The sequence below is a fragment of the Kitasatospora sp. NPDC004723 genome, from assembly GCF_040609255.1.
In the GTDB taxonomy this organism is placed as follows: Bacteria; Actinomycetota; Actinomycetes; order Streptomycetales; family Streptomycetaceae; genus Kitasatospora.
This window is the reverse complement of record NZ_JBEXJT010000060.1, coordinates 1-17,563: the sequence shown is the minus strand read 5'-3', so window position 1 is coordinate 17,563 and position 17,563 is coordinate 1. Positions and strand designations below refer to the sequence as shown.

The following is a 17,563-nucleotide window of genomic DNA, read 5'->3' as shown; positions in this document are numbered from 1 at the left end:
CCCCGGGGGCCCTTCGCGTGGTGTCCGCGGCCGGATCAGCCGCTGAACTCCTCCTGGCCTCGGTGCACCTGCTCCAGCAGCTCCTGGACGCCGGCCAGCTCCGACTCCAGCTTGGCCGCCTTGGCGGCGTTGCCGGCCGCGCGGGCCTTGTCCAGGTCGGTGCGCAGCTTGTCCGCCTTGGCCTGGAACAGGCCGGCCATGCCGGCCGCGCGGGCCTTGGCCTCCGGGTTGGAGCGCTTCCACTCGGCGTCCTCGGCCTCGCGGATGGCGCGCTCGACCGCGTTCAGCCGGCCGTCCAGCTTCGGGCGGACGTCGCGCGGCACGTGGCCGATCGCCTCCCAGCGCTCGTTGACCTCGCGCAGCGCCGCCTTGGCCGCCTTGAGGTCGGTGATCGGCAGGATCGTCTCGGCCTCGGCCGCCAGCGCCTCCTTGAGCTTCTGGTTGGCGACCTGCTCGGCGTCACGCTCGCTGAACACCGCGCTGCGCGCCTGGAAGAAGACGTCCTGGGCGCCGCGGAACCGCGCCCACAGCTCGTCCTCGACGTCGCGCTGGGCGCGGCCGGCGGCCTTCCAGCGCGCCATCAGGTCGCGGTAGCCGGCCGCGGTGTCGCCCCACTCGGTCGACGAGGAGAGCGCCTCGGCCTCGGCGACCAGCTGCTCCTTGGTGAGCCGGGCCTGCTCGCGCTCGGCGTCCAGCGCCGCGAAGTGCGACTTGCGGTGCTTGGAGAAGACCGAGCGGGCGTGCGAGAAGCGGTGCCACAGCTCGTCGTCGCTCTTGCGGTCCAGCCGGGGCAGGCCCTTCCAGGTGTCCACCAGGGCGCGCAGCCGGTCGCCGGCCTCCCGCCACTGGGTGGACTCGGCGAGCTGCTCGGCCTCCGCGACCAGCGCCTCCTTGGCGGTGCGGGTCTCGTCCTGGGCCTTGGCCCGGGCGACCTTGCGCTGCTCGCGACGGCTCTCGATCTCGCCGGCGAGCGTGTCCAGCCGCTGGGCCAGTGCCGCCAGGTCGCCCACCGCGTGCGCCTCGGTGACCTGCTCGCGCAGGTGCTCCAGGGCGGCCTGGGCGTCCTTGGCGGCCAGGTCGGTGGTGCGCACCCGCTTCTCCAGCAGGCCGATCTCCACCTCGATGCCCTGGTACTTGCGCTCGAAGTAGGCGAGCGCCTCCTCGGGCGAGCCGGCCTGCCAGGAGCCGACGACGCGTTCGCCGTCCGCGGTCCTGACGTAGACCGTGCCCTGCTCGTCGACACGGCCCCACGGGTCGCTGCTCATAGCGCGTCCTCCACATGACGTCGCGCCCGCGCCGGGGCGGTACGCGTCCGTCGTCCACAGTTGATGTGCGGCGGACCGATGAGTCCGCCGTCCCCGTCCGCCGTGTTCTTCTGCTGCCGAGGGTGACGGCCGGCGGGTCTGGGCACCCTATACAACGCCAACATAGGCGACCAGGCCCGGTGCTGTCCGCATCCGGGCCGGGCGATTTCGGTCCGGGGCGGCCCGGGGGTGCCGCGACGGCGCCCCCGGACTGCCCCGGAGCGGGTCAACCCTTGGCGGCGGTCACCGAGTTGAGGGTGACGTCGGCCATCGGGTGGCCGTCCCCGCCACCCTCCAGGGTGCCCGCGGCGGCGATCTTCTGGAGCACGTCCAGACCGCCGGTGATCGTGCCGAACGGGGTGTAGTTCGGCGACAGCTCGGTGTCCTTGTAGACCAGGAAGAACTGGCTGCCGTTGGTGCCCGGGCCGGCGTTGGCCATCGCCACGGTGCCGGCCGGGTACTTGGCGCCGGTGAGGTTCTCGTCGGCGAACTTGTAGCCGGGGCCTCCGGCGCCGCCCGGAACGGTGGCACTGGCGGTTGGGTCGCCGCACTGCAGCACGAAGATGCCGCCGGTGGTGAGCCGGTGGCACTTGGTGTGGTCGAAGTACTGCTCGCCGGCCAGGAAGGCGAAGGAGTTCACCGTGTGCGGCGCCTTGGCGGCGTCCAGCGCCAGCGTCACCTTGCCGCAGTTGGTGTCCAGGGTCACGTTGTACGTGGCCTTGGTGTCGACGGTCATGGCCGGCTCGGCCTGCCACTGCTTGCCGTTCGGGGTGCCCGGCGCCGGCTCCCCGCAGCCCTCGACCGGCTTGCGGGTCGGCACGCTGGGCTCGGTCGGGGTCGGCGCGGCCTGCGCGGTGGCGCCGTCCTTCTTCTTGTCGTCCGAGTCGAACGCGCCGGTCGCGAAGAGGGTGCCACCACCCGCCAGCACGACCACGGCGAGTGACGCGCCGAGGATCGTGTTGCGCCGCTTGCGCGCGGCCGCCGCGGCGAGCCGGCGCTCCTGCTGGCGCTCGTACTTGTCCCGGGCGAGCTGCCGCCGCCGCTGTTCGCTGCTGACCACCGGCTCTGTCTCCTACGGATGTGCTGATCGCGGATGTGGGGGCTTCGTCTGTGTGCGACGCCGATGCGGATCATCGCACTCATCGGCGGCCAAGTGTAGGGACCGCGACCGTAAGAACGGGGTGAACCGTTCAGCTCGAAGTGAACCTGTCACGCCGATCTGGTTCGCAACCGGGCCCGCACCGCCGGTAGGCTGCCCCTACATCACAGTTCGTAGCCGCAGCCGTAGCCGCCACGGCGAGGAACGCCGAAGACCCCGAAGACCGACACCGAAGGACGCGCGTGTTCATCGCCGGATTCCCCGCTGGAGCCTGGGGCACCAACTGCTACCTGGTCGCGCCGGGGCCGGGCGAGGAGTGCGTCATCGTCGATCCGGGCCACCAGGCCGCCGCCGGCGTCGACGAACTGGTCCGCGAGCACCGGCTCAAGCCGGTCGCGGTGCTGCTCACCCACGGCCACATCGACCACGTCGCCTCCGTGGTCCCGGTCTGCGGCGCCAAGGGCGTGCCGGCCTGGATCCACCCCGAGGACCGCTACATGATGAGCGACCCGGAGAAGGCGCTCGGCCGCTCCCTGGGCACCCAGCTGATGGGCGAGCTGACCGTCGGCGAGCCCGACGACGTGCGCGAGCTCACCGACGGCAGCGTGCTGGAACTGGCCGGCCTGTCCCTCACCGTCGACCACGCCCCCGGCCATACCAAGGGGTCGGTGACGTTCCGGACGCCCGGCGCCGAGGACCTTCCCCCGGTGCTCTTCTCGGGCGACCTGCTCTTCGCCGGCTCCATAGGGCGAACCGACCTCCCGGGCGGGGACGGCGAGGCGATCCTGCGCTCGCTGGCCCGGGTGTGCCTGCCCCTCGACGACGCCACCGTGGTCCTCTCCGGCCACGGCGGACAGACCACCATCGGCCGCGAGCGCGCCACCAACCCCTACCTCCGGCAGGCAGCGGGGGCGGCCGGCGCCCCGGCTTTCCCGCGACGAGGAATGTGACGGAAGAGAAGTTGAGCACCTTCACCGCCCCCAAGGGCACCTACGACCTGCTGCCGCCCAGCTCGGCGACCTTCCTGGCGGTCCGCGAGGCGATCGCCGCCCCGGCCCGCCGGGCCGGTTACGGGTACATCGAGACCCCGGTCTTCGAGGACGTCAAGCTGTTCTCCCGCGGCGTCGGCGAGTCGACGGACATCGTCAGCAAGGAGATGTACACCCTCACCACCAAGGGCGGCGACGAGCTCGCGCTGCGCCCCGAGGGCACCGCCTCCGTGCTGCGCGCCGCGCTCCAGGCCAACCTGCACAAGCAGGGCAACCTGCCGGTCAAGCTCTGGTACTCCGGCTCCTACTACCGCTACGAGCGGGCGCAGAAGGGCCGCTACCGCCAGTTCTCGCAGGTCGGCGCGGAGGCGATCGGCGCCGAGGACCCGGCGCTGGACGCCGAGCTGATCATCCTGGCCGACGACGCCTTCCGCACGCTCGGCCTGAGCGACTACCGCCTGCTGCTCAACAGCCTCGGCGACAAGCAGTGCCGCCCGGTCTACCGCGCCGCCCTGGTCGAGTTCCTGGCCGGCCTGGACCTCGACGAGGACACCCGCCGCCGCGCCGAGATCAACCCGCTGCGGGTGCTGGATGACAAGCGCGCGGACGTGCAGGCCCAGCTCGGCGGCGCCCCGATGCTGCGCGACTACCTCTGCGAGGACTGCAAGGCCTACGACGAGAAGGTCCGCGAGCTGCTGACCGCGAACGGCGTCGCCTTCGTCGACGACCCCAAGCTGGTCCGCGGCCTGGACTACTACACCCGGACCACCTTCGAGTTCGTGCACAACGGCCTCGGCGCCCAGTCCGCGATCGGCGGAGGCGGCCGCTACGACGGCCTGTCCGAGATGATCGGCGGCCCGGCGCTGCCCTCGGTCGGCTGGGCGCTCGGCGTGGACCGCACCTTCCTGGCCCTGGAGGCCGAGGGCGTCACCCTCGACCTGCCGGCCGCCACCTCCGTGTACGCCGTCGCGCTCGGCGAGGAGGCCAAGAACGTCCTGTTCGCCAAGGTGATCGAGCTGCGCCGGGCCGGCGTCGCCACCGACCTCGCCTTCGGCGTCAAGAGCATCAAGAACGCCATGAAGTCCGCCGACCGTTCCGGCGCCCGCTTCGCCCTCGTCGCGGGGGAGCGCGACCTCGCCGAGGGCGTCGTCCAGCTCAAGGACCTCACCACCGGCGAGCAGAACCCCGTCGCCCTCGACGCACTCGTCACCACCCTGAAGGAGAAGCAGCTGTGATCCGCACGCACGACGCGGGCACGCTCCGCCCGGAGCACGCAGGCACCACCGTCACCCTGGCCGGCTGGGTCGCCCGCCGCCGCGACCACGGCGGCGTGGCCTTCATCGACCTGCGCGACGCCTCCGGCACCGTGCAGATCGTGGTCCGCGACCTCGACTCGGTGCACGGCCTGCGGGCCGAGTACTGCGTCAAGGTGGTCGGCGACGTCCGGGTGCGGCCCGAGGGCAACGAGAACCCGGACATCCCGACCGGCGCCGTCGAGGTCGTCGTCAGCGGGATCGAGGTCCTCTCCGAGGCCGCGCCGCTGCCGTTCCCGGTCGCCGAGTACGAGCCCGGCACGGTCAACGAGGAGGTGCGCCTCCGCTACCGCTACCTCGACCTGCGCCGCGAGGGCCCGGCCAAGGGCCTGCGCCTGCGCTCCAAGGTCAACAACATCATCCGCCGGGTGATGGAGGAGAACGACTACCTCGACATCGAGACGCCGTACCTCACCCGCTCCACCCCCGAGGGCGCCCGCGACTTCCTCGTCCCGGTCCGCCTGCAGCCCGGCCACTGGTACGCCCTGCCGCAGTCGCCCCAGCTGTTCAAGCAGCTGCTGATGGTGGCCGGCATGGAGCGCTACTACCAGATCGCCCGCTGCTTCCGCGACGAGGACTTCCGCGCCGACCGCCAGCCGGAGTTCACCCAGCTGGACATCGAGGCCTCCTTCGTCGACCAGGAGGACATCCTGGCCCTCGGCGAGAAGATCATCGGCGCCGTCTGGCGCGAGGTCCACGGCTACGAGATCCCGAACCCGCTGCCGCGGATGACCTACGCCGACGCCATGGGCCGCTACGGCTCGGACAAGCCGGACGTCCGCTTCGGCCAGGAGCTCACCGACCTCACCGGGTACTTCCAGGGCACCGACTTCCGGGTCTTCCAGGCCCCGTACGTCGGCGCCGTGGTCATGCCCGGCGGTGCCTCGCAGCCGCGCAAGCAGCTCGACGCCTGGCAGGACTGGGCCAAGGCGCGCGGCGCCCGCGGCCTCGCCTACGTGCTGATCGACGCCGAGACCGGCGAGCTGCGCGGCCCGGTCGCCAAGAACCTCTCCGAGGAGCACCTGGCCGGCCTGGCCGCCGCCGCCGGCGCCAAGAACGGCGACGCGATCTTCTTCGCGGCCGGCAAGGAGCGCCCCTCCCAGGAGCTGCTCGGCGCCGCCCGTCTGGAGATCGGCCGCCGCTGCGAGCTGATCGACGAGTCCCAGTGGGCCTTCCTCTGGGTCGTCGACTTCCCGATGTTCGAGCCGATCGAGGACGACAAGGGCGCCTTCCAGGGCTGGCACGCCGTGCACCACCCCTTCACCGCCCCCACCGCGGAGTCGCTGGCCACCTTCGACACCGACCCGGGCAACGCCCTGTCCAACGCCTACGACCTGGTGCTCAACGGCTCGGAGCTGGGCGGCGGTTCGATCCGTATCCACCAGCGGGACGTGCAGAAGCGGGCGTTCGACGCGATCGGCCTCTCCGAGGAGGAGGCGGCCTCGCAGTTCGGCTTCCTGCTGGACGCCTTCAACTACGGCCCGCCGCCGCACGGTGGCGTCGCCTTCGGCCTGGACCGGATCGTCACCCTGCTCGGTGGGTACGACACCATCCGGGACGTCATCGCGTTCCCGAAGACGTCCACCGGCGGCGACCCGCTGACCGGTGCCCCCACCCCGATCACCCCGGCGCAGCGGCGCGAGGCCGGCGTCGACGCCCAGCCGAAGGCCCGCGAGGACGGCAAGTCGGAGGGCCAGCCCAAGGCCTGACACCCCGTCGGCCGACATCGGCTAACCTTTCACGGCCCCGGACGGTTTTCCGCTGTCCGGGGCCGGTCCACAACGGTGTGCGACAAAGAGAGGGTTCCCCTGTGAAGGTCAGTACCAGGATCGAGTGTCCCGAGGACGCGCCCGCCACCAGACGTGTTCACATGGCCGCCTTCCCCGGCCCCGACGAGGCAGACCTGGTCGACGCACTGCGCCGCGACCCGGCCTGGCTGCCCGACCTGTCGGTGGTCGCGGTCGACGACTCCGGGCTGGTGGTCGGCCACGCGCTGCTCACCCGGCTGCGGGTCGGCGAGGGCCGGGGGCTGGCGCTCGCGCCGGTCGCCGTGGCTCCCGAGTGGCAGCGCAAAGGCGTCGGCGAGCTGGTGGTCAGGGCCGCGCTGACGGCCGCCGAGGAGGCCGGCGAGAAGCTCGTCGTCGTGCTCGGCGATCCCGACTACTACGGCCGATTCGGCTTCATCCCGGCCCAACGGCACGAGGTGAGCGGTCCGTTCGAGGTGCCCGGGGAGTACTTCCAGGCGCTCGCGCTGCCCGCGTACGACGGCTCCCCGCGGGGCCTGTGCCACTACCCCGAGCCCTTCGAGGCCGTCTAGCCCCCAGCCCGACGGCCGGCCCCTAGCCCGACGGGGCCGTCCAGGCCGAGCGAGCCGGCTTACCTCCGAGACCTATCGTGGCGCGGCAACTGCGCACGAACGCGGTCATGGCGGGCGTCGGCTTCCGGTCCTTCGGCCAGTACAGCCCGACCTGGCTCGGGCTCAACCCCCGCACCGGCCGGTACGCGACATCCTCACGCGCTGCCAGCCGACTCATCGTCTCCGGGGCGAAACCGACGCCCTGACCGCACACCACCGCGGCCAGCCACTCGTCGGTGTTGTGCGCCACCGCGCCGATCCGCACAGGTCGCCCGCCCCGCTCCCGGACCGCCAGCCAGTAGTCGCGCCAGTGCCCGGCCTCGTGCGGGATCGCCACGAAGGGCTCGTCGAGCAGCTCCTCGAAGTCGATCACCGCACGGGTGGCCAGCCGGTGCCCGGCCGGCAGCGCCGCGCAGCGCGCCTCCTCGCCCAGCACGGCCACCCCGTACCGTTCGGAGAGCGACGGCGGGGCGTGCCAGAGCGTCAGGTCGATCTCGCCGGAGGCCAGGCCCGAGGTCGGGTCGAACCAGTTGTTCTGCCGCAGCTCCACCTGCCAGCCCGGCATCCTGCGGGCGAAGTCCGTCACCGTGCGCCGGGACATCAGGTTGATGATGCCGCCCTCGAATCCCACCCGCAGCGTCGAGCCCTGGTCCGCCGCGGCCGACCGGGTGGCGCGCAGCGCCTCCTCCCAGCCCGTCAGCAGCGACCCGGCGTGCGCGGCCAGCGCCCAGCCGGCCCGCGTCGGGGCCATGCCGCGCCGCGACCGTTCGAACAGCTCCACCCCGAGCAGGCTCTCCAGCTGGCGGATCTGTTTGGTCAGCGTCGGCTGGGAGACGAATAGCCGGGCCGCCGCCGCGGTCAGCTGACCCTCCTCGCAGACCGCGGCGAAACTGCGCAGCAGGCGGGTGTCGACATCCATGCCCCCAGGTTATGGAACCGGAAATTGGACCCGTCCGGCAGGTCTGGGTCATGGTTGGTCGCTCGGTCCTCGGACCGGCCCGCGGGGGAGCCGGGCAGCGGCGGTTCAGGGGGCGGCCGCTGCCCGGCCGGTCCCCCCGACCTGCGGGAAGACGTTCCAGGACGTACGGTGAAGGGTCATCAGCACCCCACCGAACGGAGGCACCCGGGTGGCAGCGAAGGCCCAGCGCGAACAGAGCGCCCCGGACGGACGGACCGGCCCTGGCGAGCGCCTGGCGAGGAAGCCCTACGAGCAGGAACTGCTGCGGCTCCAGCACGAGCTGGTGAAGCTCCAGGAGTGGGTGCGCGCCGAGGGCGCCCGGCTGGTGGTGGTGTTCGAGGGGCGCGACGCGGCCGGCAAGGGCGGCGCGATCAAGCGGGTGACGGAGTTTCTGAACCCGCGCATCGCCCGGGTCGCCGCGCTGCCCGCGCCCACCGAGCGCCAGCGCACCCAGTGGTACTTCCAGCGCTACGTCGAGCACCTGCCGGCCGCCGGCGAGATCGTGCTGTTCGACCGCAGCTGGTACAACCGGGCCGGGGTGGAGAAGGTGATGGGCTTCTGCACCGAGGAGGAGTACTGGCAGTTCCTGCAGCAGTGCCCGACCTTCGAGCGGATGCTCACCGAGTCCGGCCTGCTGCTGCGCAAGTACTGGTTCTCGGTCAGCGACACCGAGCAGCAGCGGCGCTTCCGGGACCGTCTCGACGACCCGATGAAGCGGTGGAAGCTCTCGCCGATGGACGTCGAGTCGATCACCCGCTGGGAGGACTACTCGCGGGCCAAGGACGAGATGTTCCTGCACACCGACACCCCGGACTCGCCGTGGAACGTGGTGGAGAGCGACGACAAGCGGCGGGCCCGGATCAACATGATCGCCCACCTGCTCTCCACCCTGCCCTACCGCGAGGTGAAGCCGCCGCGGATCGAGCTGCCGCAGCGCCCGGCCTCGCGCGGCTACCAGCGGCCCCCGCGCGACCTCCAGCGCTACGTCCCGGACCACGCGGCGGGCCTCGGGGAGTAGCGCGGCGAGCAGCGGGGGCGTCGGGCCGGGCGCCGGCCGGGCCGTGCTGTCGGCGGGCTCGCATAGGCTTCCGGTGTGGACGAACCGGACCTCTTCACCGCCGCCGCCGAGGAACGCCAGAGCAAGGAGCCCGGCCGCGCGCCGCTCGCCGTACGGATGCGCCCGCGCACCCTCGACGAGGTGGCCGGCCAGCGGCAGCTGCTCAAGGACGGCTCCCCGCTGCGCCGGCTGGTCGCGGGCTCGCGCGGTCCGGCGGCGACCAGCTCGGTGATCCTGTGGGGCCCGCCCGGCACCGGCAAGACCACGCTGGCGCACGTCATCAGCCAGGCGGTGGAGGGGCGCTTCGTCGAGCTGTCCGCGATCACCGCCGGGGTCAAGGAGGTCCGCGCGGTCATCGACGGCGCCCGCCGCGCGGTCGGCATGACCGGCCGGGAGACGGTGCTGTTCCTCGACGAGATCCACCGCTTCTCCAAGGCCCAGCAGGACTCCCTGCTGCCCGCCGTGGAGAACCGCTGGGTCACCCTGATCGCCGCGACCACCGAGAACCCGTACTTCTCGGTGATCTCCCCGCTGCTCTCCCGCTCGCTGCTGCTGACCCTGGAGTCGCTGACCGACGACGACGTGCGGGCGCTGCTGCGCCGCGCGGTCGCCGACGAGCGCGGCCTGGAGGGCGCGGTGGAGCTGAGCCAGGAGGCCGAGGACCACCTGGTGCGGCTGGCCGGCGGGGACGCCCGCAAGGCGCTCACCACGCTGGAGGCGGCGGCCGGCGCGGCGCTGGAGAAGGGCGAGGCGAGCATCACGCTGGCCACCACCGAGACCGCCGTCAACCACGCGGCCGTTCGTTACGACCGGGACGGCGACCAGCACTACGACGTGGCCAGCGCGCTGATCAAGTCGATCCGGGGCAGCGACGTGGACGCCACGCTGCACTACCTGGCCCGGATGATCGAGGCGGGGGAGGACCCGCGGTTCATCGCCCGGCGGCTGATGATCTCGGCCAGTGAGGACGTCGGCCTGGCCGATCCGACGGCGCTGCAGACCGCGGTGTCGGCGGCCCAGGCGGTGGCGCTGATCGGTTTCCCGGAGGCGCGGATCATCCTCTCCCAGGCGGCCATCGCGCTCGCCCTGGCGCCCAAGTCGAACGCCGCCTACCTGGCGATCGACGCGGCGCTCGCGGACGTCCGGCAGGGGCTGGCCGGGCCGGTGCCGCCGCACCTGCGGGACGCGCACTACGGCGGCGCGGGCAAGCTGGGGCACGGCAAGGGGTACCGCTACCCGCACGACCTGCCGGAGGGCATCGCGGCCCAGCAGTACGCGCCGGACGCGGTGCACGGCAAGGCGTACTACCAGCCGACCCGGCACGGCGGGGAGGCGCGCTACGCGGACGTGGTGGAGTGGACCAGGGCGCGGCTGCGCGGGGAGCCCAGGGCGGCGTCGAAGGGTGCTTCCAAGGCGGAGCCGAAGGAGCCGAAGGCGGTGTCCGCGGGGGAGGCGAAGGGCCAGGAGGAGCCCGGGTCAAAGGACGGGTGATCTGCCGGTATACTCGGGCGGAGTGCCATGTCCCGGGACGGCGGCGGGGGAGACCCAGCCGACCGGCCGCACCAGCGGGACACCGGCCGTCGGCCTCCTCCGGGAGGTCCGCACCAGGAGCGTCGCGCACCGTTTCGGTGTCGCGGGCGAACCGGCTTCCGGTTCGACCCGTGTGACAAGCACATCTCGTGCCCGGCTCCGGAGAGCGGCTGATCGCACTGCCCCCGGGCGGTGGGGTTTTCTCCGGGTCGCGACAGGCGACCTCCGTCAACACCTGGTGAAGCCGTATTCGTAAGCAAGGAAGGTTTGGTTCATGGCGAACCAGAAGCGCCCCAAGGTCAAGATCGCGCGTGCGCTCGGCGTGCCGCTGACCCCGAAGTCCGTCAAGTACTTCGAGGCCCGCCCGTACCCGCCCGGCCAGCACGGCCGTGGCCGCAAGCAGAACTCGGACTACAAGGTCCGTCTGGTCGAGAAGCAGCGGCTGCGCGCTCAGTACGACCTGAGCGAGAAGCAGATGGCGCGTGCGTTCGACCGCGCGAAGAAGGCCGAGGGCAAGACCGGTGAGGCGCTCGTCGCCGAGCTGGAGACCCGCCTCGACGCCCTGGTGCTGCGTTCGGGCATCGCCCGCACCATCTACCAGGCCCGTCAGATGGTCGTCCACGGCCACATCGAGGTCAACGGCGGCAAGGTCAACAAGCCGTCGTACCAGATGAAGCCGGGCTTCGTGGTCACCGTCCGCGAGCGCAGCAAGGAGAAGGTCCCGTTCCAGGTCGCCCGTGAGGGTGGCAACGCGGGTGAGGGCCAGACCCCGAAGTACCTCGAGGTCAACCTGAAGGCCCTGGCCTTCCGTCTGGACCGTGCGCCGCAGCGCAAGGAGGTCCCGGTGATCTGCGACGAGCAGCTCGTCGTCGAGTACTACTCGCGCTGACCCGCGAGCGGTATCACCTGCGGTACCCCAGCGAGCCCCCGTCGCCCTTGTGGCGGCGGGGGCTCGCCCCTTGTCCGGGTGGTGTCCGGACGGTCCCGGGTGGTGCCCCGGGTGGTGTCCGGGTGGGTCAGTACGACTCGCCGGTCATCGCGGAGGCCAGCCGCAGGTGCGGGCGGGCCTCCTCGGCGCGGCCCTGGCGCTCCAGGGTGCGGCCCAGCATCAGCCGGGCGTAGTCCTCGGCCGGGTCGGCCTCCAGGACCCGGAGCAGCTCGGCCTCCGCCTTGCGCAGCTGGGCGGAGTGGAAGTAGCTGCGGGCCAGCAGCAGCCGGACCGACAGGTTGGCCGGCTCCTCGGCGAGCACTCCTTCGAGCATCCGGGCGGCGTCGGTGTACGCCTTGGAGTCGAAGTAGAAGTTCGCCATGCGGTACTCGTCGGCGATGTTGGCCACGGGGTGCTCCTTCCGTACGGTGGTTCCGCCCGCTCCAGCACCGGACAAGTTTCAACTATTCCCGGGCGGGAGCGGCCCGCCCTCCAGCCGCGCCAGCAGGTCGAGCGCCGGGACGATGCCCGCCCGGTCGTTGAAGCGGCGGTGCAGCCGGACGCTCTCCCGGGCCAGCGTCCGGGCCGGGCGGACCGCACCGTCCAGCCAGCGCGCGTACGCCAGCGCGTGGAGCCCGTACGCGTACGCCCACTGCTCGCCGTACTGCTCGCACAGCTCGCGGGCCCGGCCGAGCCGGAGCTCGCCGCCCTCCCGGTCGCCCCGGCGCAGCTGGGCGGTGCCGAGCCCGACCATCGCCCTCAGCACGTTGCTGTCCAGCTCGCCGACGGCGCGGTAGTGCCGCAGCGCCTCCTCGAACAGCTCGGCGGCGCGGGCCGGCCGGTCGCCGGCCAGCGCGGCATCGCCCTGCCGGTGCACGGCGCGGGCCAGCGCGCGGTCGTCGCCGGTGGCCAGCGCCTGGCGGCGGCACTCCTCCAGGACGGGCCCGGCGGCCGTCAGGTCGCCCTGCAGGGTGGCCGTCCAGCCGGCCGCCCAGAGGGCCTTGGCGCGGGCCTCGGTGGGCTCCGGGTCGAGCGCCAGCGCCCGTTCCAGCCAGCGCCGCCCCTCGCCGGGGTGGCCGCAGCCGGCCCAGTAGAACCAGAGGGTGCCGGCCAGCAGCAGGGCGGTGCGCTGCTCGCCGGGCTCGGTCAGGCAGAACTCCAGGGCGGTCCGCAGGTCGGCGTGCACCAGGGCGGTGCGCTCGGCGGTCTCCGCCTGCCGGGGGCCGAACCACTCGACCTCGCCCCAGGTGGCCACGCCCAGGTACCAGTCCCGGTGGCGGCGCCGCAGCCGGCGCTCCTCGCCGGCGGCGCGCAGCCGTCGCCGACCGTCCGCGCGGTCGGCGTCCGGCAGCCGGAACCGTGCGCCGTGCGGGCTCCGCTCGCGCAGCAGGACGGATCGGGCGACGAGTCCGCCGAGCAGCCCGGGCAGCTCGTCCGGGTCGATGCCCGCGCCGGCGCAGACGTACTCGGCCGCGTCGGCGTCGAAGCCGCCCGCGAAGACCGACAGGCGGGCCCGGAGCAAACGTTCCTGCCCCGGCGACGGCCCCTCCGGTCGCGGTGTCGGTTCCCCGTCCACACCCTGCTCCCCGCGTCGAGGCCCGGGCCGAGGCGGCCAGGGCGTCCGTCCGTCCGGGCCGCGCGGCCGCGGCCCGACCGGCAGAACGAGGTGACCGACGGGTAGGTTACGCGCGCGGATCGCACATCCGGTCGGATCGCCGCGCGCCCCGCGAGGGAAACCCGGTCCGGAAACTCCGCGTGGTCGCGATAGGGTTCCCTAGGGCATGGGTGCCCTGAGGTACGCACAGCGAGGGAGCGCGCAACGGTGTCCGTGGGAGAGCTGGCCGGCCTGCTCGTCGCCGTGTTCTGGGCGGTCCTGGTCACCCTGCTCGCGGTCGTGCTGGTCCGGCTGTCGCGGGTGCTCAAGGAGGCGGCCGTCCTGGTCTCCGCCGTCACCGAGCAGGCGGTGCCGCTGCTGACCGACGCCGGCACCGCGGTGCGCAGCGCCAACGAGCAGCTGGAGCGGGTGGACGAGATCACCGCCAACGTGCAGGACGCGGCGGCCAACGCCAACGCGCTCTCCTCCACCGTCGCGGCCACCCTGGGCGGTCCGCTGGTCAAGGTCGCGGCGTTCAGCTACGGCGTGCGCAAGGCGGTCGCCAAGCAGCAGGGCACGGCCACGCTGCCGACCCAGCCGGCCGAGCGCGAGGAGCTGGCCCGGCTGATCCGGGCCGAGGTGCGCGCCGCGACCGCCCCCAGGAGCGGTCTGCTCTCCCGGGTCCGGCGCGCGGTGAGGGGCTGACGGCATGGTGCGACGCATCTTCTGGATGGCGGTCGGCGCCGGCGCCACCGTCTGGGCCATGAACAAGGCCAACGAGGCCGTGCACCGGCTCACCCCGGACAGCCTCTCCGGCACCGCCGCCCGCGGCGCGCTGCAGCTGGGCGACCGGGCCAAGCAGTTCGCCCAGGACGTGCGGACCGGCATGACCGAGCGCGAGGAGCAGCTGCGCGAGGACCTCGGACTGGACGGCACCGCCGTCGTCGAGCCGCGCCGCCGCGCCGGCGTGCGCGGCGAGCCACGGTACCGAGCTATCTCGGCGGCGCCCGGGAGCCCGGCCGCCGCCCTGCCTCCGTCCAGCAGTGCCCGCGCATCGTCCTCGGACGGTCCCCGCACCACCCCCCAAGCCATCGAGAAAACGCCCCGGCGCGCGATTGCGCCGCGGGGCGGTACCAACCGGAAGGACCACTAATGGAGTCGGCAGAGATCCGCCGCCGCTGGCTGCGCTTCTTCGAGGAGCGCGGCCACACCGTCGTTCCGTCGGCGTCCCTGGTCGCCGACGACCCCACCCTGCTGCTGGTCAACGCCGGCATGGTCCCGTTCAAGCCCTACTTCCTGGGCGAGGTCAAGCCGCAGTTCTCGCGCGCCACCAGCGTGCAGAAGTGCGTGCGCACCCTGGACATCGAGGAGGTCGGGAAGACCACCCGGCACGGCTCCTTCTTCCAGATGTGCGGCAACTTCTCCTTCGGTGACTACTTCAAGGAAGGAGCCATCAAGTTCGCCTGGGAGCTGCTCACCACTCCCGTCGCGGAGGGTGGCTACGGCCTGGAGAAGGAGAAGCTCTGGATCACCGTCTACCAGGACGACGACGAGGCCGAGCTGATCTGGCGTGAGGTCATCGGCGTGCCCTCGGAGCGCATCCAGCGCCTGGGCATGAAGGACAACTTCTGGTCGATGGGCGTCCCCGGCCCGTGCGGCCCGTGCTCGGAGATCAACTACGACCGCGGCCCCGCGTACGGCGAGGAGGGCGGTCCGGCCGTCAACGGCGAGCGCTACCTGGAGATCTGGAACCTGGTCTTCATGCAGTACGAGCGCGGCCACGGCGACGGCAAGGACGGCTTCGAGATCCTCGGCGACCTGCCGAGCAAGAACATCGACACCGGCCTCGGCCTGGAGCGCCTGGCCGCCATCCTGCAGGGCGTCGACAACCTCTTCGAGATCGACACCAGCCGGATGATCCTGGACCGGGCCGCCGAGCTGACCGGCCACGCCTACGGCGCGGACCACAAGGCGGACGTCTCGCTGCGCGTGGTCACCGACCACATCCGCACCGCGCTGATGCTGATCGGCGACGGCGTCACCCCCGGCAACGAGGGCCGCGGCTACGTGCTGCGCCGCATCCTGCGCCGCGCCATCCGCAACATGCGCCTGCTGGGCGCCACCGAGCCGGTGGCCAAGGAGCTGACGGACATCGCGATCAAGGCGATGGCCCCGCAGTACCCGGAGCTGGAGACCGACCGCAAGCGCATCGAGACGGTCGTCACCGCCGAGGAGACGGCCTTCCTGCAGACCCTGAAGGCCGGTACCAACCTGCTGGACGCCGCGGTCACCGAGACCAAGCAGGCCGGCGGCGTGGTGCTCTCCGGCGACCAGGCGTTCAAGCTGCACGACACCTACGGCTTCCCGATCGACCTGACCCTGGAGATGGCCGAGGAGCAGGGCCTGCAGGTCGACGAGGCCGGCTTCCGCCGCCTGATGCAGGAGCAGCGGGACCGCGCCAAGGCGGACGCCAAGGCCAAGAAGATGGGCCACGCCGACGTCGCCGCGTACCGCGAGGTCGCCGACAAGTCCGGCGCCAGCGTCTTCACCGGCTACACCCTCACCGAGGGCGAGGCCACCGTGGTCGGCCTGCTGGTGAACGGCGTCCCGGCGCCGGCCGCCACCGAGGGCGACGAGGTCGAGCTCATCCTCGACCGCACCCCGTTCTACGCCGAGGGCGGCGGCCAGCTCGCCGACCACGGCCGGATCCGGCTGGACTCCGGCGCGGTCGTCGAGATCCGCGACGTGCAGCAGCCCGTCCCGGGCGTGATCGTGCACTCCGGCGGCGTGCTGTTCGGCGAGGTCGTGCTCGGCTCCGCGGCGTACGCCACCATCGACGTGGACCGCCGCCGGGCCATCGCCCGTGCCCACTCGGCCACCCACCTGACCCACCAGGCGCTGCGCGACGCGCTCGGCCCGACGGCCGCCCAGGCCGGTTCGGAGAACGCCCCGGGCCGCTTCCGCTTCGACTTCGGCTCGCCCGCCGCCGTGCCCGGCAGCGTGCTGACCGACGTCGAGCAGAAGATCAACGACGTGCTGACCCGCGAGCTGGAGGTCACCGCCGAGGTCATGACGATGGACCAGGCCCGCAAGGCCGGTGCCATCGCGATGTTCGGCGAGAAGTACGGCGACGAGGTCCGCGTCGTCACCATCGGCGACTTCTCCAAGGAGCTGTGCGGCGGTACGCACGTCGGCAACACCGCCCAGCTGGGTCTGGTGAAGCTGCTCGGCGAGTCCTCGATCGGCTCCGGCGTGCGCCGGGTGGAGGCGCTGGTCGGCGCCGACGCCTACCGCTTCCTGGCCCGTGAGCACACCGTGGTCGCCCAGCTGACCGAGCTGGTCAAGGGCCGCCCGGAGGAGCTGCCGGAGAAGATCTCCGGCATGCTCGCCAAGCTCAAGGACGCCGAGAAGGAGATCGAGCGCTTCCGCGCCGAGAAGGTGCTCGCGGCCGCCGCGGGCCTGGCCGACTCGGCCGAGGACGTGCACGGCATCGCCGTGGTGGCCGCCCGGGTCGCCGACGGCACCGGCGCGGACGAGCTGCGCAAGCTGGTCCTGGACGTGCGCGGCCGGCTCGGCGCGCGCCCGGCCGTGGTCGCCGCCTTCACCGTCGCCAACGACCGCCCGCTGACCGTGATCGCCACCAACGAGGACGCCCGCGGCCGCGGCATCAAGGCCGGCGAGCTGGTCCGCACCGCCGCCAAGACCCTCGGCGGCGGCGGTGGCGGCAAGGACGACGTCGCCCAGGGCGGCGGCACCAACCCGGCCGCGATCGACGAGGCCGTCGCCGCGGTGCGCGGCCTGGTCGCGGAGCGTGCCTCCTGATGGGGTCCGCGTTCTGATGGAGTTCGAGGAGAAGCCCTTCCGGCGCGGGCGGCGGATCGCCGTCGACGTCGGGGACGCCCGGATCGGGGTCGCGTCCTGCGACCCCGACGGGGTGCTCGCCACCCCGGTGGAAACCGTCCCGGCCGGGGTGAAGTCGCAGGCCAGGATCGCCGCGATCGTCGAGGAGTACGGCGCGATCGAGGTGATCGTCGGGCTGCCGCGCTCGCTCAGCGGCAAGGAGGGCCCGGCGGCCGAGAAGGTGCGCGGCTACGCGGCCCGGCTGGCCAACCGGCTCTGGCCGGTGCCGGTCCGGCTGGTCGACGAGCGGATGTCGACGGTCACCGCGACCCACGGGTTGCGCGCCTCGGGGGTCAAGGCCAAGAAGGGCCGCTCGGTGGTCGACCAGGCCGCCGCGGTGGTGATCCTGCAGACCGCCCTTGAGTCCGAACGGGTGAGCGGACGCCCGCCCGGTGAGAGCGTCGAGGCGGCGGGCTGACCGGCCTGTTCTAACGTCCCGAAGAGGGGTCCGTGCGGACGCGCGTCCGCACCGGGCCCACATCCGGTTGGGGCGTTGAGCGGGGCCCGCGGCGCGCCGGGGGGGCGCGGGCGGGGC

General features: G+C 72.8%; 16 protein-coding genes. 11 read left to right on the top strand and 5 right to left on the bottom strand.

The annotated features are described in order from the left end of the window. Positions 1-35: 35 nt before the first annotated feature. Both ABZW10_RS34885 and ABZW10_RS34880 read right to left on the bottom strand, forming a co-directional pair. Positions 36-1,265, bottom strand: a complete 1,230-nt coding sequence (locus tag ABZW10_RS34885) for a DUF349 domain-containing protein (RefSeq protein ID WP_355374425.1) — start codon at positions 1,263-1,265, stop codon at positions 36-38. 265 nt (positions 1,266-1,530) lie between these two features. Next, the gene (locus ABZW10_RS34880) at positions 1,531-2,364 is read right to left on the bottom strand and encodes a peptidylprolyl isomerase (protein WP_355374422.1); all 834 of its coding nucleotides are present in this window, start codon (positions 2,362-2,364) and stop codon (positions 1,531-1,533) included. A 281-nt stretch (positions 2,365-2,645) separates the two neighbouring features. Here ABZW10_RS34880 and ABZW10_RS34875 point away from each other — a divergent pair, with 281 nt between their 5' ends. From ABZW10_RS34875 to ABZW10_RS34860, 4 genes are all read left to right on the top strand, one after another. Further along, positions 2,646-3,353: an MBL fold metallo-hydrolase gene (locus ABZW10_RS34875; protein WP_355374419.1), complete on the top strand. Its 708-nt coding sequence runs from the start codon at positions 2,646-2,648 to the stop codon at positions 3,351-3,353. 11 nt (positions 3,354-3,364) lie between these two features. After that, entirely contained in the window at positions 3,365-4,627 is a 1,263-nt protein-coding gene (hisS, locus tag ABZW10_RS34870) for a histidine--tRNA ligase (RefSeq protein ID WP_355374416.1), read from the top strand. Further along, positions 4,624-6,414, top strand: coding sequence for an aspartate--tRNA ligase (gene aspS, locus ABZW10_RS34865; RefSeq protein ID WP_355374413.1), 1,791 nt, complete (start codon positions 4,624-4,626; stop codon positions 6,412-6,414). The genes hisS and aspS overlap by 4 nt, the downstream gene beginning before the upstream one ends. Positions 6,415-6,515: 101 nt before the next feature. Continuing rightward, entirely contained in the window at positions 6,516-7,022 is a 507-nt protein-coding gene (locus ABZW10_RS34860) for an N-acetyltransferase (protein ID WP_355374410.1), read from the top strand. 22 nt (positions 7,023-7,044) lie between these two features. Here the strand turns inward: ABZW10_RS34860 and ABZW10_RS34855 are convergent, their stop codons facing one another. Beyond that, a complete protein-coding gene (locus ABZW10_RS34855) occupies positions 7,045-7,980 on the bottom strand; it encodes a LysR family transcriptional regulator (protein WP_355374407.1) in 936 nt (311 codons plus the stop codon). A gap of 271 nt (positions 7,981-8,251) precedes the next feature. Here ABZW10_RS34855 and ppk2 point away from each other — a divergent pair, with 271 nt between their 5' ends. The 3 genes from ppk2 (at position 8,252) to rpsD (ending at position 11,495) form a co-directional block, all read left to right on the top strand. Continuing rightward, positions 8,252-9,037 (top strand): polyphosphate kinase 2, encoded by a 786-nt coding sequence (gene ppk2 / locus ABZW10_RS34850; RefSeq protein WP_355374484.1) that lies wholly within the window; start codon positions 8,252-8,254, stop codon positions 9,035-9,037. Positions 9,038-9,112: 75 nt separating this feature from the next. Continuing rightward, on the top strand, positions 9,113-10,567 hold the full coding sequence (locus ABZW10_RS34845; RefSeq protein ID WP_355374404.1) for a replication-associated recombination protein A: 1,455 nt from the start codon (positions 9,113-9,115) through the stop codon (positions 10,565-10,567). 313 nt (positions 10,568-10,880) lie between these two features. Next, complete coding sequence (gene rpsD / locus ABZW10_RS34840; protein ID WP_350570297.1) at positions 10,881-11,495, top strand: 30S ribosomal protein S4; 615 nt, start codon at positions 10,881-10,883, stop codon at positions 11,493-11,495. Between the two features lie 127 nt (positions 11,496-11,622). On the opposite strand, the gene ABZW10_RS34835 is transcribed toward rpsD, so the two are convergent. Together ABZW10_RS34835 and ABZW10_RS34830 are read right to left on the bottom strand one after the other, a co-directional pair. Beyond that, entirely contained in the window at positions 11,623-11,916 is a 294-nt protein-coding gene (locus ABZW10_RS34835) for a tetratricopeptide repeat protein (RefSeq protein ID WP_355374482.1), read from the bottom strand. Between the two features lie 78 nt (positions 11,917-11,994). After that, positions 11,995-13,056 carry a hypothetical protein gene (locus tag ABZW10_RS34830; RefSeq protein ID WP_355374400.1) on the bottom strand — a complete coding sequence of 354 codons (1,062 nt, stop codon included), beginning with the start codon at positions 13,054-13,056 and terminating at the stop codon, positions 11,995-11,997. A gap of 300 nt (positions 13,057-13,356) precedes the next feature. Here ABZW10_RS34830 and ABZW10_RS34825 point away from each other — a divergent pair, with 300 nt between their 5' ends. From ABZW10_RS34825 to ruvX, 4 genes are read left to right on the top strand one after another with little or no spacing between them, the layout of a single operon-like run. Next, positions 13,357-13,833, top strand: coding sequence for a DUF948 domain-containing protein (locus ABZW10_RS34825; RefSeq protein WP_355374397.1), 477 nt, complete (start codon positions 13,357-13,359; stop codon positions 13,831-13,833). 4 nt (positions 13,834-13,837) lie between these two features. Continuing rightward, entirely contained in the window at positions 13,838-14,281 is a 444-nt protein-coding gene (locus tag ABZW10_RS34820; RefSeq protein ID WP_355374394.1) for a DUF6167 family protein, read from the top strand. Next, a complete protein-coding gene (alaS, locus tag ABZW10_RS34815; protein ID WP_355374391.1) occupies positions 14,281-16,950 on the top strand; it encodes an alanine--tRNA ligase in 2,670 nt (889 codons plus the stop codon). The genes ABZW10_RS34820 and alaS overlap by 1 nt, the downstream gene beginning before the upstream one ends. A gap of 16 nt (positions 16,951-16,966) precedes the next feature. Further along, entirely contained in the window at positions 16,967-17,446 is a 480-nt protein-coding gene (gene ruvX, locus ABZW10_RS34810; RefSeq protein ID WP_344325577.1) for a Holliday junction resolvase RuvX, read from the top strand. Positions 17,447-17,563: the final 117 nt, after the last annotated feature.

Bases quoted from the DNA above. Each gene is read 5' to 3' on its own strand.
- alaS (WP_355374391.1), top strand. From the start codon at position 14,281: ATGGAGTCGGCAGAGATCCGCCGCCGCTGGCTGCGCTTCTTCGAGGAG.
- ABZW10_RS34885 (WP_355374425.1), bottom strand. From the start codon at position 1,265: ATGAGCAGCGACCCGTGGGGCCGTGTCGACGAGCAGGGCACGGTCTAC.
- ABZW10_RS34820 (WP_355374394.1), top strand. From the start codon at position 13,838: ATGGTGCGACGCATCTTCTGGATGGCGGTCGGCGCCGGCGCCACCGTC.
- ruvX (WP_344325577.1), top strand. From the start codon at position 16,967: ATGGAGTTCGAGGAGAAGCCCTTCCGGCGCGGGCGGCGGATCGCCGTC.
- ABZW10_RS34835 (WP_355374482.1), bottom strand. From the start codon at position 11,916: ATGGCGAACTTCTACTTCGACTCCAAGGCGTACACCGACGCCGCCCGG.
- ABZW10_RS34855 (WP_355374407.1), bottom strand. From the start codon at position 7,980: ATGGATGTCGACACCCGCCTGCTGCGCAGTTTCGCCGCGGTCTGCGAG.
- rpsD (WP_350570297.1), top strand. From the start codon at position 10,881: ATGGCGAACCAGAAGCGCCCCAAGGTCAAGATCGCGCGTGCGCTCGGC.